We start from the raw sequence: 17,493 nt of genomic DNA on the forward strand, positions 1-17,493 counted from the left end.
GATGCTGATCTCTTGCTCGCACGGAATGTTTTGACTGTACCATCGAGACTGGATTCAGCCATTCCACGGAGGCCGTACCTCTTCGGTATGGGGGAGCAACGCTCAGCGAAACAGCGGAAACATCAAGGCTTTATTCGCAATTAGCAGGAAATGCGAGGATCTGGACAGGCAACGATGCTGGGAAGGAGCTCCTGTGAGGCAACCGGAGGTCGCCCCACCTGACGGCGGGGCGACACAGTCCGATCTCAATGCCAGTTTGCGGCAAGAATTTGCTGCACGTCTTGTGGGCGCTGGGCAATGGCCTGATCCCAGCTTAGCCCGGTTTGCTGCGTGAATCCCGCCATAGCTTGGATGAGTTGATTCACCTGAGTGCTCATCAATTGTTGACCGTTACCGACCTGGACCGTTTCCACTTGGTTGGATGCTCCTGCATACCAGTTAGCAATCGTCACCTGATCCGTCGAACCATACACTGCAATACGCAAATCATTGGCGCTCTGACTCAACATGAGATCCAAGGGATCGATTCCGGATGCAAAACTCAATCGATCACCAGTTCCACTGGCATCCGTAATGGTGTCCTGTCCATCTCCGCGAGCAAACTGGAACACGTCATTACCCGTCCCACCATTGAGCGCATCATTGCCTTTTCCACCAGACAACGTATCGTTGCCGTCGCCACCTGCCAGTGCGTTATTGCCGGCGTTGCCCGTCAGCACGTTGGCCAGAGTATTACCCGTGCCGTTGATGGCGGCTGTTCCCGTAAGAGTAAGATTTTCGACATTCGCGCCCAACGTCCAAGTCACTGAGCTTTGCACCGTATCGATGCCGGCATTCAGTGCCTCAACCACCGTGTCTCCCGCCCCGACCACATACGTGTCATCTCCGGCACCGCCGGTCAGTGTGTTAGCCGCGTTATTGCCGATGAGAATATTATTAAGCGTGTTCCCTGTCCCATTGATAGTCCCTGTGCCTAACAGAGTGAGGTTTTCGACATTCCCAGCGAGTGTATGAGTCACCGAACTCTGAACGGTATCGATCCCGGCATTTATCGCCTCGATGACCGTATCCCCTGCGCCAACAACGTACGTGTCGTTTCCTGCGCCTCCGGTCAACTTATTGGCGGCACTATTTCCGATCATGAGGTTGTCCAGGCCATTCCCCGTCCCATTGACCGCGGAAGTACCGCTTAGCGTCAGGTTTTCGACATTGGCGCTCAGTGTATAGGTCACAGAGCTCTGAATCGTATCAATGCCCTCGCCGACTAATTCCGTGACCTTGTCGCCGACATTGTCCACGATATACAGATCATCCCCCTGCGCTCCAATCAGCGTGTCAGCCCCAGCCGCTCCACTGAGAATATTTGCCGCGCTATTGCCTGTCAGGGTGTTAGCAAGACTATTACCTGTTCCATTGACAGCAGTAATGCCGGTCAAGACGAGATTTTCGAGATTCGTCTCCAGCGTCCAACTGATATCAGACTTCACGGTGTCGGTCCCGGCACCCGCCGACTCTACCACCGTGTCGCCAACGCCTACCACGTAGGTGTCGTTCCCCGCTCCTCCGGTCAAAACATTTATCGCACTATTTCCAGTTAGAATATTGTTGAGAGAATTGCCGGTACCATTGATAGCAGCACTTCCGGTGAGGGTCAGATTTTCTAGATTCGAGCCCAGTGCGTAGGAAAGGCTGCTTTGCACAGTATCCGTACCTTGTCCGGCCGTTTCCGTCACCATGTCGTTGATAGTGTCGACAACATACACATCATTCCCGGTCCCGCCGGTCATGAGATCCTCGCCCGTGCCCCCGTCCAACGTATCATTCCCCGCGCCGCCCGAGAGAATGTCGTCTCCACCTAATCCCAGCAGTGTATCGTTGGTCACATTTCCGTAGAAATAATCCGTGTCTTCGGTACCGACCAGATTGACACCTTCCGTGTGAGCCAGCATGGCGTTGTAATCCCACATCGTCCCATCGCTGAATTGGATTCGATCAACGCGCAACGCATCAAATGAGAAAAACCCGCCAAGGTTCACTTGATCCTCAGTACCATTGAGCGTCAGGATGGCATCCCTGCCAAAATCAGGTGTAGCACGCAACGTGATATCGCCAGACGTAATTCCATCGATCAATTGGAGCGTATCGATGTCCGCACTGTCTCCTTGCTCATCGATGCTATCTTGTCCATACCCGCGGCCGAACACATAGATATCGTTTCCACCATAGCCCTCCAGAAAATCGTTTCCGGCGCCTCCGTCAAGCGTATCATTACCCAAAGACGCCAGGATTTGATCGTTCCCACCGAAACCCTGCATAACCTCATCTCTCGAAGTCCCATAAAACGAGTCATCGGCCTCACTACCGACAAACGTCATCCGGCTTTCGATAGCAGCGAACTCCCAAACCGTGCCATCAGCGAACACAAGCTCATCGACCGTCTCGCCTGGCAATGAAAAGTATGAGCGCACCGTCAATTGATCAGTCGTTCCCGTGACCCTTAGGACTAGGTCGTTGCCATGGTTCTCAACGATGAGATCGCCGGGAACGATGTTCGACAAAAACTCCACCCGGTCAAGGCCCGTTCGCGCATACCATTGCACACCTGTTTCCACCGTGTCCTGCGCATACCCACGGCCGAACACGAATGTATTGTCGCCAACCCCGATCAGCGTATCATTACCCATCTGTCCATCAAGCCGGTGAGAACCTGACAGTTCATTGTCTAAAGCATTGCCGATCAAATTCACCTGGGTCGTCGGGCTAAGAAACCGATCATCCTCAATCCTCACGTTTTCGACGTTGTCCGACGCCTGAAAGGTAAGCGACTCGGTCGGAGTGAGGTACACCGTGTCACGGCCTGCATTTACTTCCTCGATGATGACTTGGCCCATAGACCGAAGGTGGTACTGATCGTCCCCTGCACCACCGAACAGCTGGTCACCAACACCTGCCGACTCCAAAATGTCATTGCCTTCGCCACCACGCAACAGGTTGAATCCTTCGTTTCCATAGAGTCGGTCGTTTCCAGCGCCACCATCTAATTCATCATCACCTTCTTCACCTTGCAAGACATCATTACCCAATCCACCGAGCAACACGTCGTTGCCTCCACGCCCATGGAGCCAATCCTCCGTCTGGCTCCCTTGCATGTGGTCGGCAAAGCTCGTTCCTTGCAGCGTTCCTCCAGTTGCCGGAGAGGACAACTGGAAGCCGCGCGCAAGTAATTCGCCATCCGTGAACACCGTCCCATCGACAAATTCGAATTGGCGGACGGTATGGAAATCGGCAGGACTGCTCACTCCAAACCCGGTGATCTGAATTGAATCCTCTCCATTGCCCACGCGAAGCACCAAAGAATCGCCTGACGCCACATCCAACTTTAGCGATTCGACGCTGATTCCTGCACCAAAAACCAAGCGATTGCTTTGCATTGCATTATCTTGGATCGTATCGGCACCGTCCCCCAAATTGAATCGATACGTATCGACTCCAACGCCGCCGATGAGAAAGTCGTCCCCGTTGCCGCCCTGGAGATCATCGTCTCCCGCGCCGCCTTGCAGCACATCATTCCCTTCCCCACCGTCCAGCAGATCTACACCAGCCTGATTTAGAACGAAGGGCGAATCCCCGACGAGCAGGTCATCACCGGTCCCGCCATAAAGTTGATCGTCTCCGGCGTCGCCGACCAGCTGATCGCTTCCTTCGCCGCCAAACAGTTGGTCCTGTCTTGCGCCACCCCATAGCTGATCATCACCCTCTTCCCCCTCCAGCGTGTCATTTCCACCTTCGAGACCGGGAACGGTAGGGTTGTTGCCGTCGCCGTACAGAAAATCATTTCCGGCGCCACCGACGAGAAAATCATTTCCCTCTCGTCCCTGCACGTCATCGATGCCATCGCCGCCATCAAGCTCATCATTACCAAGTCCGCCATTCAGCAAATCATCGCCCGCTTCCCCGGATAGAATGTCATTCCCGTCTTGGCCAAACAGCGCATCATGACCTTCGCCACCGAAAAGCGTATCGTTTCCGACATCTCCTTGAAGTTCGTCATCGCCTTCATCACCGAAGAGTGTGTCGTCGCCCTCCTGCCCAAAGACGCGATCATTGCTACCGCCGCCCCAAAGCGCGTCGTCTCCAAGGCCGCCTTGTAACTCATCATTGTTAGCCCCACCATCGAGAAAATCATTTCCCCCAAATCCGGCGAGCAGGTCCATCCCAGTTCCACCATACAGAATATCGTCCCCTCCGCCTCCCTGTAACTCATCTGCTCCGGCACCGCCGTCAAGAACATCGGCCGATCCTGGATCGTCGGAAAAGTCACCGACTAAGAGGTCATCTCCGTCACCTCCAGAGAGCATGTCCGCTCCGGCTCCTCCAAACAATGAATCGTTTCCCTCGCCCCCATCAAGCCAATCATCGCCTGCGAGCGTTTGAGTGAAATCTGACTCACCATACAACCGATCGTCACCGGCTCCGCCAAGGAGAATGTCATCCCCGCCATCGCCGACCAGCAAATCGTTACCGGCCCCTCCATCAAGATAGTCGTCGGCGCCAGACAGGAAAATCACAGCGGGCTGTGAGGACGGATTCCAACTGAAATTTTCATCGGCAAGACTCCACCAGCCGGCTGGGCGGTTCTCTCCGCGGAGAATATCATCCCCATCTCCTCCCAATAGCGTGTCTGAGCCCATCTCCCCCAAGAACGTGTCGTTTCCGCCCCCACCGTCGGCATAGTAGGCGCCGCCATCGACACGAAGACCGCTGGAATCCCAGTAGTCGGCAAGGCCCACCGCATAATCGTCGCCATTCCCTCCGAGGAACATATCCCCCTCGGTCATCATTGCGTAATCATCCCCAGAACCACCGATCAAGTAATCGTCCCCGAACCCACCTATAAACACGTCATCGCCACTGCCGCCATCCAATAGATCATCGAATGGGCCGACAAATGCCCAATTGTCTCCAGAGAGAAGATCATTGCCGCCGTTTGCATGGATTTCTGTCGCACCGAGACCTGGTGAAAACCCTTCAGACTCTCCACCACCTAGATAGACATCTACAAAGGAGCCTGTGGGGAAACCCGCGTCGCGAGGGATCTCCGACATGTCTCGCAATTGAATTTCCATCTGACCGCTTTGAAAGTTCTCGTCGACGATGAGCACTCCATTAACGATCAGATCGGTCCCTGACATGACATAGATGGTTTTCCCATCAAGACTCGTATACGTATTCTTGGCATCCCCGGCACGGCGAACCCCGCCTTGCAGCACTCGGTCATCAAAAATAATCTTCCCTTGAGCATCGCTATCTTCAATCCGATCCAGTCCGTCACCGGCATTATAAATGTACGTATCAAAGCCGATGCCACCTTCGAGAAGGTCAAAGTCTCCTGCCCCGCCTAGGAGAACGTCATTGCCCAGGCCTCCCAGCAGATGATCGATACCATCGTTACCCTCTAGTCTATTCGCACCACTGTTCCCGGCAATTAGGTTATCCAACTCATTGCCGATGCCATTGAGGTTGGCCGAACCCATCAACAGTAAATCTTCTACTGATGTTCCATTGAGAGAAAATGTCGCTGAACTCCGAATGGTGTCACTGCCATTGTTCCCTACTTCAATAACCTGATCACCAACATCGTCCACAATATAGGAATCGTCGCCTCGGCCTCCAAACATCCGATCTGTACCAGACCCCCCATCAAGAATGTCATTACCATCATCACCTTGAAGGTAGTCATGACCTCCATACCCTAATAGGGTATCGACGCCATCGCCGCCATAAAGATGGTCGTCCGTCAGCGCATGTCCCTCTAGCATCTCAGCATCGCTACTGCCGAAGAGATACTCTCGTTGAAAACTTGGGAAAGTAGCCAGCACTTCGATTCCCGACGCCATGTCTTTGTAATGAGTTTGCGAAGGGCTGAACGGAGCGGGGATATTTGATAACGTAAGGGCTAGTCGAGCGAGGAGAAAGGCTCCACGGTCATTTAAATACTGGTCCGTCATATTACCCGCGCCACTCGACGGATCGTACAATGAAAGTTGTCCATCCGCTGTATGGCCAAGACCGTTGTAGTCCGCCCCTACTACCGCAAAAGGATTCAGTGCTCGCAACGCATAACGATAGGCCAATCCACTATTGCCAGGATCTTGGGCAGCATTCTTTAATTCCTCGGCCGACAATCGTGGAGCGACTCGTCCTAGACCATCCGTTTGGATTAACGGCTCAATGACATATGTTTGATTATTTAAGGAGGTTCGAACCTGCTCAATATGGGAATAAAACTCATTGCGTGCCCCGATGTCCCCAAAGCCTCCCGTGTCATCGTTGAAGTCAGTATTGGGATCTGGATCGCTTGGAACAAACAGAGCACGAAGGGCATCCAGGGCCACTTCCAGCGTGTCGCCTTCGGCCACGTGCTCATCAACCGGTGAAGCGAAAGAGCTGGCGGCTGCCGAGGATGCAGCTTTTAAAATGCCTTCAATGTCACCCTGTGTTAGGTCAGGGTCTACCGTCTCGAAAAGTTCTTGCAGAGCCAAGGAATCAACAAGAAGCGTGATGCTATGGGTGTTGCCATACTGAGACTCACGCGGATTCTGAAGGTTGATCCCCTCGATCAATGGCTGTCCTTCTATAAGAATTTCATGAACGGGGGCGTGGATGCCAGAATTGGCAATGATCTGTGGATCAATACCGCTCGTCGCATGACCAAACAATTGCGAGATCTTGTCAAAGGGACCGCCGGTACGAGTAACTCCACCTAGTACTCCGCCAGGTGGAACAAACACGGACGTCCCAACCGTGGCGTACAGCTGCTGAACAACCGTCAGCGCTTGGGTATATCGAGCATCTGTATATAAGTTCCCCGATGCACCGCTCTGCGTCAATAGTTCGCTGGGATCGAACTGTTTGATCTGCGTATCGAGATTGGTCACCATCTCCCTAATTCGAGCAATCTCTTCTGTTTCCGAGAGCAATACGTTCGCAAATGCGCCACGCCCAGCAGCGTTAAATGTATAGGTATGATTCACTTGATCAGCGTGGAGTTCGGTAAACACTGTCGCTAAATGTCCACCCAATGAGTATCCCGTGACGTTCAGAATGGCACCTGGCGGTAGGGTTGGCTGGATTTGTTTCCAGTACCGCTCCATACTCACAAGTTGAGCGAAGGCAAATCCTCTACCTGCTATTTCCCCCGCTGCGCCACCATTTCCATCTCGCTCCCAATCGCCCCCTTTGGCCTGGTCCTGGTACTCCACGCTTCGGAAGGCTAAGGTGAACGTTTTCCCAGTCGGATCGCTCAAATCTTTGATCAACGTCGCGCTAAACCCCGTCGCATCACTGGCATGTTGGTCGATGATCTGATAGTGCTGTACAAACGCTTGAGCCTGTCCTTTTTCGAGCGTTCCTGTGAAGCGTGTAAAGCCTGTCTCGGGAAAGCCCTCTCGATTATTCCCGCGCAGCAGGCGCCGTGTGACTTCTTCAAGACTATTCAGATCGATATTGTCTAAATAGCTTTCTGCGGCCATTTGCTGTAGCGCGAATTTTAGCCATATTGAAATGTCACTTTGCGGCATCTGCACTTTCCTTCCTCATCATATTGGAACTAGCGGGCAACAGTACTTCTCGAAGGAAGTCAAAAGTATAGAAATCAGTTCTTCCTTTCTTTCCTTTCGGGCAAGCGTACCCACCTAGCCACCAAATCCCAGTTAGGTTATTGCGCACGTCTCCGCTTCGGATGAACCCACGACGGACGGCCAGTACCTCATTGGTCTGCGCATTGATAACGAGCAACTCTCCGCCCGCGATGCCGTGCTCGCGATCATGAGGTCGAGTAATTCCACGCCAGATGTAACCAAATCGGCTCTCAGGCATTGTCATTTCTTCCTCCACTAGAGTCTTTTCGTTGTTGGTATACTTCGACGTGTATCGTCGGTAGGTTGCTTCATTGTTTTCACTCGGCGCCAGTTCTTCAAGGAACGCATAGGCTCCACGCCTCACGAGCAATTCTCGTTCTGTCTCAACGCTACCTCCTGTCACGTAACCATACGGGTCTTCCATTGCGTACAAGTGGCTGAGCTCATCATCAGTGGCGGCTCTTCGCAACCGCATCATGTAAAGGCCCTCTACGTTCTCTACTGTCTTGTAGATAAACTCTCCTGCTTCGGTCTTGCAGAGATGGTCAAAATACTCCTGACTTGTCATCCCTGGCTTGTAGCCGCTGTCTTCGGATACTGGATTCGGAATTTTGATTGAATGGGCGAAACGTCCCTCTTCCGTCGCAAAGGGGTCCGCTGGCTGCAATTTGACGATTTCGCAACGACGGTTTGCTGGATTGATCTTATGGGTTTTGCAATATTCGGCCTTCTTCTCAATAGCCTTTCGAAATCGCTCACCCACTGTCTCGTCTTTATCAAAGAGTCCTGCACTACTGACACTCGTCATGGCCAGCAACAGCAGGCCGATCAGAACCAGCATGCCCCATATTTTTCTGTTTGGTTTCATCACTAACCCTCTTCCTGAAGGTTCATTGCGCCATCCCCGCTTCATGACATTCCTACCGCTCCCGCAAACTCTCTTTCATCGATTTCAGTAAGGGGCTCAGCAAAAATTCGATCACCCGCCGCTGTCCGGTTTTGATTTCCACCGTGACAGCCATGCCGGGGGTGAGATGAATCTGCTTTCCTTCCACCAGCATCGTGGCTCGATCCATACTCACCCGCGTCACATAGACTAGACCGCCCTTGTCTTTGTCTAACGGTACCGCATCGTCCGAGACGGTCAACACCTTTCCGGGAATCGTCCCATACAGAGTGAATGGAAACGTTTCGATCTTGAGTTCTACCGGCTGCCCTTCTTTCACGAATCCGATATCTCTATTTTCGAGCTGTGCCTCGACCTCCACCGGGTGGTCCTGAGGTACCACCATCAGCAGGGGCTGAGCAGGTGTCACCACTCCGCCCACCGTGTGCACTGCCAATTGTTGAACGACGCCGTCGATTGGAGAGACCAGTTTCTGCAGCTCAGTTTTTTGTCCGGCTTTCCGCACCTCTTGTATGAGCGACGCAGCTTTCATCTCCATGGCCGAAAGCTCGGCTTGCTTGCTCTGTTGAAAGTCCGAGATAAGCGCCTGATAATTCTGTTGAGATTCTGCCAATGCTGCCTGGTCCTGACGCAACTTACTTTTCTGACCCGCCCATTCCTGAGCCTTATCGATACGTTGCTGTTCGAATTGGAGGTAGTCCATCTTCGACACATACTGTTGTACCAATAATGCCCGGTAGGCCGCGGCTCGTTCATCTTCCATCGGAACCGTGGCTTCAAGGCGTCTGAGATTCTCTCTTGTGGCATCTACAGCTGCTTTTCGCTGGCCGACAAGATGTCGTGCAGCATCAACTCGCGCCAAATATTCCGCTGCCTGATCTCGCAAGAGTTGCTGTTGCAACAACACGAATCCTGGATCGGCATCATCGGGCCCGGTGAAGGTAGCCTTCCCGGCTATTAGTGCATGCAAACGAGCCGCCTCGACCAGAGCGGCTCGATACTCGCTGGAAGCCCGATCACGATCAGCACGGTTTTGAGTGGCATCCAGTTCGATCAGCACTTCACCCTGTTTGACCACTTGGCCGTCTTGTATATGAATGGCGGTGATCACGCCGGTCTCGAACGGCTGAATAGTTTTGGAATGGCCACTGGGAATGATTTTGCCTGGCGCGACCGCCACGATATCGACATGACTCAGTGAAGACCATGCCACCGCTGACGCGAATACCAGCATGATAGTCCAGAGAATAGCGCGGCCGATCGGCGAGGGTGGCACATCTTGAATTTCTAGGACCGCTGGAAGAAATTCGAGCGCCTGTCCGTGGGCTTCGACCTGAGCCGATTGAGCCGCCTCAAAGCGCCAACCCTTTCGTTGCAGGGCATTCATCATTATGCCGCACGCCCTTCCTGGTGTTGGTGGAGTCGCGTATACATCCCATTGCGCGTAAGCAGTTCATCATGCGTGCCTTGCTCAATGAGTTGCCCGCGATCAATGACATAAATCTTATGCGCAGGACGAACCGTGCTGAGCCGATGGGCAATAATGATGACCGTACGCCCTTTGCAAATCTGGGCCATGTTGCGCTGGATGATCGCTTCAGACTCATAGTCCAAGGCGCTGGTTGCTTCGTCAAAGATAAGAATACGAGGGTTGGCCACTAATGCGCGGGCGATGGCGATGCGTTGCCGCTGCCCGCCCGAGAGCGCGCAGCCATGTTCCCCGACGATCGTATCGTATCCCTCCGGAAGTTCAAGAATGAACTCATGGGCGCCGGCGAGTTTGGCGGCATGCATGACGCGATCCATGGAGAGCCCAGGATCCGTCAACGCAATGTTGTCTCGCACTGACCGGTTAAAGAGAAAGTTCTCTTGCAGCACCACCCCGACTTGGCGCCGCAACCAGGCAGGATCGATTTGCGCGAGGTCAACGCCATCCACCAACACGCGACCACGCTCCGGCACATAGAGCCGTTGCACCAATTTGGCGATTGTACTTTTCCCCGACCCGGAGCGCCCCACCACACCGACGATCTGCCCCGGTTGCAGCGTGAGAGAGACATGCTGAAGTACCGGCGGGCCGTCGATTCGATACCGAAAGCCCACATCGTCAAAGACGATCTGGCCCGCAATCTGCGGAAGGGTGGTGCGGTTGGGGTTGTAGGAAGGTTCCGCCTTGGCATTGAGGACATCCCCCAATCGCTGAATCGAGATACCGACTTGCTGAAACTCTTGCCACAGATTCACCATGCGCAACAATGGTCCCGTCACCTGACCCGACAGCATGTTGAAGGCGATCAACTCCCCGATGCTCAATGCGCCATCAATGACTTGATAGGCACCCACCCACATAACCGCAATGGTCGTCGATTTCTGAATGCACGTCGCCGCTTGTCCAGCTACAGCAATGAGGTTGGTGGCGCGGAAACTCGCTTGGACATACCCGGCCAATTGCTCATCCCACCGGCGTTGCAGCGGCGGTTCGACGGCAAGCGCCTTCACGGTTTGAATGCCGCTTACCGCTTCCACCAGAAAGGACTGATTTTCCGCACCGCGGTTGAATTTTTCATGGAGCCGCGCGCGAATGGTCGGCGTAATGAGCACAGACAGCAGGACATACAATGGCAGCGAAGCCATCACGACCAATGTAAGCGTGGGACTATAGATCCACATCACACCCAAAAACACGATGGTAAACACCACATCCAACACGACTGTCACAGCATTACTCGTGAGGAACTGACGGATTTGCTCAAGCTCCCGTACTCGCGCCACCGTATCGCCAACTCGTCGCGCTTCGAAGTAGGCCAGCGGCAACGCCAAGAGATGACGGAACAATTGCGATCCCAATCCTACATCGATCCGATTCGTGGTGTGGGCGAATAGGTAGGTACGCAGTCCTCCCAGCAACCCATCAAACAGGGCGAGAGCCAACATACCTACAGCCATGACATGAAGTGTCGTGAATCCTTTGTGCACGAGCACCTTGTCGATGACCACTTGAGTAAAGAGCGGGGTTAGCAACGCAAAGAGCTGGAGGAAGAACGACGCCAGTACCACTTCGCCCAGCAGGCGCCGGTACTTGAGTACCGCGGGGATAAACCAGGTGATGTCGAAGGAACGATCCTCTATTCGCAAGCCTACGCGTTTTGTACAGAGCAGCAGGCTACCGCTCCATGTGGCGACAAATTCCTCCTTCATGAGAAGATTCGGCCGCTTCTCCAGCGGATCTTGAACGAGCACCTTCTCTCCCTGCACTTTCGCTAAGACAACATGCCTACCATCAGTCCGTCGCGCGATCGCCGGAAGTGGCGTCGCGGCTAGTTCGTCCCATGAAGTGGTTACAAGACCGGCCTTGAGGCCGACATGTTTTGCAGCACGCAATAATGCATTCGTCTTCAGTGAGTGGCCAGACTCACCGAATTGATGCTGAATTTGGCCACCATCCATCGGCACATCATAAAAGCGCGCAATCAATTGCAGGCACAATAGTCCGGTATCGGGCAGATGTACCGCCGTTGAGCAAGAATCGAGATGGGGAGTCGAGACTTCCATGACGGTATGGCGAGTAATGAGTTAGGACAGTTTCGATTTGGCAGGCTGGAGACTGGCCACCAACTGCTGAAGTTGCTGGTGCAAGCGGATCACCGCATCAAGAGGCAAGGCCACCCGAACGGTTCTGGTTCCCTCAAGTTGCTTCGGAAGCGTTTCGCCTTTCTGCGCACGCTGAGCGACGGCGCCCAGTAGCCCTGGCTCTAAAAACCCAAAATCAACGTAAGCCAACCCTTGCGCGAGACTGACATGTGAGTAGTTCGCCAATGTCGGTTGGTCGGCCTCTCCACTCGGCTTGAGACGGACATGCAGCGCCACAGATTTGCCACCATTCTGCTCGGGACTGCTTCCAACGGCCATGCGCTCCCCCCTCCTTATGCAAATGAACGATACCTCGGCTAAACAACCCACGTGCCCAAGCAAGGGCGATACTATTCGAAGGTCGTTGAGTGGAATATTCCCCAGAGGGAGGGCACGGGCGAAAACTTTGGTAGGCCAGGCTCTTTACCTAGGTGAACGATGATTCCAATGATCTCGGTTAGGCAGGCACACAGCAGATGCCCCAGTCCGAGGCGTTTGGCGGACGAACGGACACGAGGTGGACTACTCGGCGACGCATATAGGCGGTAGCAACGTGTGTCGATCCGCGGATCTATCCAAGGTGTGGTGATGACTCGTCGGAGTGGAACATGAACCAGTGGGCTAGGATGGTTTGGAAGCAAGGAATCATGAATATTCTTGAACCAAGGTTATAAAAGAGCTGGTGGAATACGCGAACCGTATTCTTCGCATGCACAAGCGGTGTAGGATTGCCCAGGACATCTGGAGGCTCAATGTGCAAGGCAGGCCCGATGATTGGCTCCGCGATTACATTGTACCGCTGGCTGTAACGCTTTGCGTAATACTCACAGACTGTGCTGCGATAGACCGGAAAGACATCCTGCCGACTGTGCCGGCTGTGGACCTCGACCGCTATAGCGGCACCTGGTATGAGATTGCACGGCTGCCGATGTGGTTTCAGCGTCATTGCGTACATTCCATGGCGACCTACACAAGACGGCCGGATGGCACGATTGGTGTGCGCAATGAATGTGTGACCGACACGGGGGGGCAGGATTTTGTCGAGGGGATGGCGCGGGTTGTTGATCCACAGACGAACGCGCGACTGACGGTCGTCTTCGACAATTTCTTTGCCCGGCTGTTCGGCTCATCCCGTGACGGCAACTACTGGATTCTCGCACTTGATCCAGATTACCGCTCCGCGATGGTGGGTACGCCCGATCGCCGTTATCTCTGGGTTCTTTCCCGCACGCCTCAACTGGACAACATCACATACCAGCACTACGTCGCACAGGCCAGGCAACTCGGCTTTCCTGTCTCGTCACTCATCCGCACGCTTCGTCCGACCACACCATAAGATCTTCCAATCATTGAGTCTTCGCTGGCAGAGAGAGTTCGCACGTTGCCTCAACGACGACCACGGTCCTTCCGTGGCGTACTCTGTCTGGCGGAGCTCCTTCAGGACTCATGGCTCCCTCTTCCCCTTCTTCCATACACCTGGCTTAGCGGCGGCCCTCCTGCAACACGGTTTCCAATCGCTGCCGCAGCGCGCCGATCTCCTTCGACTTGAAGGAACTTCGCGTACGCTCCATGACCTCGACTGCATCCTGAATCACAGCCTCATACCGATCCAGGCGCGGGCACTTCATGAAGGCACAGATATCGGTCGGCTCCGCAGGAGGTCCCGTTCGTGAGGCCTCCATCGTTCGTCCAACCAACGCAGACAACTGTGCGATATGTCCCATGGCCTGCGCCATGTACTCCTGCGCACTCCATTCCAGATGATCGCCGGACCGACCGTGCTGTGTGATCGACCGCCCCAAGCGATCGAAGAGTCCGGCCACTTTGGCTGTTTCAGTCATGGCATCCTTTACCGCTCGCGTGAGGATCCGGCGTCGCAGCCCTCGCTCAACCGCCCGTTTCAGTTCATCCAACTCGACCGGCTTGATCAAATAATCCACGATCGAAAGGCGAAACGATTCGATCGCCGTCCCCACCGTCGGGTATCCCGTGACCACAACCACCGGCAGATCCGGGTGGCGTTTGGCCACCACCTCCAGAAGCTCTAACTGGGCATTTCCAGGCATACGGACATCGGCCAGCAGGAGATCGAAGCCGTTCTCCAAAAGGCGCTCGGCCTCAACCGCGTCCCTGGCGGAGCTGCATGCGTATCCCGCATCGGCCAGAATCGCCGATGTGGACTCACGAAACGTTTCCTCATCGTCAGCAATGAGAATGCGTTGCTGCATAGTCATCATCTTGTTGTCCCTTTCCTATTGGCGACTGTGCCCCGAGGGGCTCAATATCGTCGGTCGCGGCAAGCGGATGCACGACAGTGAAGGTCGACCCACGTTGAATAGTTGTTTCAATTTCGATCTTGCCCCCCATGGCCTGAACCAAACCTCGAGAAACGGATAAGCCAAGGCCGAGCCCCTGCCAACTCGAGCCGGACTTCGTCGTGAAGAAGGGATCAAATACATGCGGCAGTACATGGGGGGCGATACCGGTGCCGTGATCGGTCACGCTCCAGCGAAGCTGATCCTCCCGTTCGGCAACAATCAATTCGATCTCGCTGTCGGGACTAGAGGCATCAATGGCATTCTGAACAAGGTTGAGCAATACCTGAAACAGGTCAGACCTCGACACATCAACACTCTGCCGAGCGATCTCCACTTTCGCGCACAAGCGGATTCGTTTCGCCGAGAGTTTATGTCCAAGCAACGCGGTCAGGTCCTGAAGGAGTGCGGCGATATCCGTCGGTTCACGCTTGCCCGCCGGAACACCTTGATACAAGGTGTACATCTTCTTCACGATGGTCGTCAGGCGACGGATTTCTCGCTCAATGAGCTCTACGAACCGATAGTGTCGGTGGTCACGGTCGATTCCCTGCTTCACGAGGTGGAAGGCATTCGTGATCCCGGCCAAGGGGTTGTTCACTTCATGCGCAATGCCGACGGCCAAATGGCCGAGAGCTGCCAGCTTTTCGGCCTGCGCACGCTGAGACTCCAGCTCCTGAATCTTCGCGGTACGCTCCTGCACCCGGTGTTCCAATTCGGTCTGGGCCTCCAGCAATGCCTGCTCGGCCCGCCTACGCTCCGTGATGTCGTGGAACGATCCGACCACGCCATACGGTTGCCCTCCCTCCGGTCCCGTCAAGGCCTGGGTATTGATGGACACCCACCGCAGTTCCCCCGTCGGCCGATGCAACCCCATGACCACTTCGGTACAAGGACGACCGGTTCGAAGGGTCACCGTCGGGGGACGCAGGTCCGCCTCAAACGGCCTCCCGTCAGGACGAATCGCCTGCCAAGCAGGATCGACCGATGTTCGCCCCAGCAGTTGATCCGTCGTCAGACCAAGGATCCGTTCCGCACTGGGATTGCAGGCGATGATCCGCCCTTGCGCGTCATGCAACACCACGCCTTCGGCGAGGGCTGCCACCACGCCTCGATACCGCTCAGCGGTTTCTCGGAGCGTGGCTTCTAATCGGTAGGACTCGGTCACATCCTCAACGAGATATGAGTACCGAACGTGTCCATCGCAGCCGGCGCCGATCCAGCACACGGTCACGGACAAGTGGAGGTTTGCTCCGGTAGCCGGTTCGGGATGGACGTAGGTAAAGCGCACCGGCTTCTTCCTGCGTTCACTTTCCTCGTAGTGACGGATCCAGTGTTGGATAACCTCCGCAGGAACGCCCATCTCCGAGGCCCGTCGTCCTCGCATTCGTTCCGGTGTCGTACCGAAAAACGAGGCAACCCGCCGATTGTCCGATACGTGCAAGATATCGCCGTCGACCACTTCCACGATTCCCATCATCAACACGTCACTCTCGAAAAAACTCCTGAGCGTAGACTCGCTCTGCGACAAGGCCTGCTCTGCCTGTTTACGCTTGGTAATGTCGACATGCGATCCGGTCATCCGCCAAGGACGCCCTTCCGGTTCCCGTTGCAGCACCGCCACCGTATGAATCCACCGATACGTCCCGTCTTTGTGACGCAACCGATGTTCCAATTCATAGGAAGCGATCCGACCGGACAGGTAGTCGTCAACGAGAGCCAGTACGCGCGACTTGTCCTCAGGATGCAGGCGGGACTCCCATTCGGCAGGTGAATCAGAGAGCTCCCATTCTTCATAGCCCAAACTCGCCTTCCAGAGAGCGGAGTAATACATCCGATTGGTCGACATATCCCAATCCCAGACTCCCGTCTGTGTCGCCGCGACCACCAGATCCAAGCGCTCTTGCGCGTCATGGCGATCGGCTTCAGCCTGCAACCGGGCCGTCATATCCGTCGCCACGCCTCCGACGGCAATAATCCGACCGGCCTCGTCGTAGAATGGAAACTTTCGTGACACAAACCAGCGCAGGCTGCCATTGACCAACGCCGCTTCCTCAAAATTCATCACCGTTCCGGCCTTCACGACCTCCGCATCATGTTGTCGATACACGTCGGCCACACCGGCAGGAAAGAAGTCATGATCGGTCTTCCCAATCACCGCCTCAGCCGGAAGCCCGAGCAACCCTGCGAACTGATCGCTGACTTCGAGAAACCGCCCATTGAGATCTTTGACGAAAATGATGGTCTGACTGTTGGTCAGCAGCGACTGCAAGCGCGCAGAGGGCAGATAGGCCCGGGTTTTGGATGCAGCCTGCCATTGAGCAACAATCCAGGCTGCCAGCCAACAAGCGCCGACGAAGATGCCGCGACTTATAGCCTCGCGCCAGACCCCGTCACCGGGCGAAGTCCCGTACAATCCAAGCCCGGAAAGGCCGGTGGCAAGGGCCGCCACGACCCAGGGAGCTCGGGAAGACTGCACCATGCCGGCAGACAACACGGCCAGCAGATATCCCGCACCAGCCGCCAGTTTCAGGGGAGTGAAGACATCGAGCGCGGCCGTGCCAAGAAGGCTTACGGCACCGAAGGCACACCACAACCACGCTGTACGGCCCGAATCTGAGTGGGCCGGCAGGATACGCTGCCAACAAGAGGCGAGACTGGTCACACAGAAGCTCCGTACGTCACTGTGTCACAAGGACGTCGGATCATGAGGCGGGACGCACACTGCTTCGTGGTCGAGACCCGATGGCGCACTCAGCCCATCGGCAAGCCGTTCAGGAATCCTCACCCACGACAGACACCAGCCTCCATGAAGCCGTCATGCCACATATGTTTGGTGCAGGCTGCCATATCAGAGAGGCGGCAGTCCACCGAAACAGTCTGCCAATAAGTAATCTGGAAAAGTGTGGTGTCCCCAACGGGATTTGAACCCGTGTTACTGCCTTGAAAGGGCAATGTCCTAGGCCAGGCTAGACGATGGGGACGAAGAGAGGCCCGTATT

General features: G+C 55.0%; 8 protein-coding genes and 1 tRNA gene. 1 reads left to right on the plus strand and 8 read right to left on the minus strand.

Translation table 11 applies throughout. The features are described 5' to 3' along the window. Nucleotides 1–245 precede the first annotated feature (245 nt). From JNL86_05075 to JNL86_05095, 5 genes are read right to left on the minus strand one after another with little or no spacing between them, the layout of a single operon-like run. A complete protein-coding gene (locus JNL86_05075; protein ID MBL8042273.1) occupies nucleotides 246–7,580 on the minus strand; it encodes a hypothetical protein in 7,335 nt (2,444 codons plus the stop codon). Next, a complete protein-coding gene (locus tag JNL86_05080; protein MBL8042274.1) occupies nucleotides 7,567–8,553 on the minus strand; it encodes a hypothetical protein in 987 nt (328 codons plus the stop codon). Before JNL86_05080 ends, JNL86_05075 begins: the two co-directional genes overlap by 14 nt. Nucleotides 8,554–8,560: 7 nt before the next feature. Next, nucleotides 8,561–9,937, minus strand: a complete 1,377-nt coding sequence (locus JNL86_05085) for an HlyD family type I secretion periplasmic adaptor subunit (GenBank protein ID MBL8042275.1) — start codon at nucleotides 9,935–9,937, stop codon at nucleotides 8,561–8,563. Further along, complete coding sequence (locus tag JNL86_05090) at nucleotides 9,937–12,099, minus strand: type I secretion system permease/ATPase (protein MBL8042276.1); 2,163 nt, start codon at nucleotides 12,097–12,099, stop codon at nucleotides 9,937–9,939. The genes JNL86_05085 and JNL86_05090 overlap by 1 nt, the downstream gene beginning before the upstream one ends. A gap of 21 nt (nucleotides 12,100–12,120) precedes the next feature. Then, the gene (locus JNL86_05095; protein ID MBL8042277.1) at nucleotides 12,121–12,456 is read right to left on the minus strand and encodes a hypothetical protein; all 336 of its coding nucleotides are present in this window, start codon (nucleotides 12,454–12,456) and stop codon (nucleotides 12,121–12,123) included. A gap of 589 nt (nucleotides 12,457–13,045) precedes the next feature. On the opposite strand from JNL86_05095, the gene JNL86_05100 reads away from it, so the two are divergent. Continuing rightward, nucleotides 13,046–13,513, plus strand: coding sequence for a lipocalin family protein (locus JNL86_05100; GenBank protein MBL8042278.1), 468 nt, complete (start codon nucleotides 13,046–13,048; stop codon nucleotides 13,511–13,513). Between the two features lie 145 nt (nucleotides 13,514–13,658). On the opposite strand, the gene JNL86_05105 is transcribed toward JNL86_05100, so the two are convergent. The 3 genes from JNL86_05105 to JNL86_05115 all read right to left on the minus strand — a co-directional run bounded on the left by JNL86_05105 (nucleotide 13,659) and on the right by JNL86_05115 (nucleotide 17,476). Continuing rightward, complete coding sequence (locus JNL86_05105) at nucleotides 13,659–14,414, minus strand: response regulator (GenBank protein ID MBL8042279.1); 756 nt, start codon at nucleotides 14,412–14,414, stop codon at nucleotides 13,659–13,661. Continuing rightward, the gene (locus JNL86_05110; GenBank protein ID MBL8042280.1) at nucleotides 14,380–17,157 is read right to left on the minus strand and encodes a PAS domain S-box protein; all 2,778 of its coding nucleotides are present in this window, start codon (nucleotides 17,155–17,157) and stop codon (nucleotides 14,380–14,382) included. The genes JNL86_05105 and JNL86_05110 overlap by 35 nt, the downstream gene beginning before the upstream one ends. A gap of 241 nt (nucleotides 17,158–17,398) precedes the next feature. Further along, nucleotides 17,399–17,476, minus strand: a tRNA-Glu gene (locus tag JNL86_05115). Nucleotides 17,477–17,493 lie beyond the last annotated feature (17 nt).

It is taken from the genome of Nitrospira sp. (assembly GCA_016788885.1).
GTDB lineage: Bacteria > Nitrospirota > Nitrospiria > Nitrospirales > Nitrospiraceae > Nitrospira_A.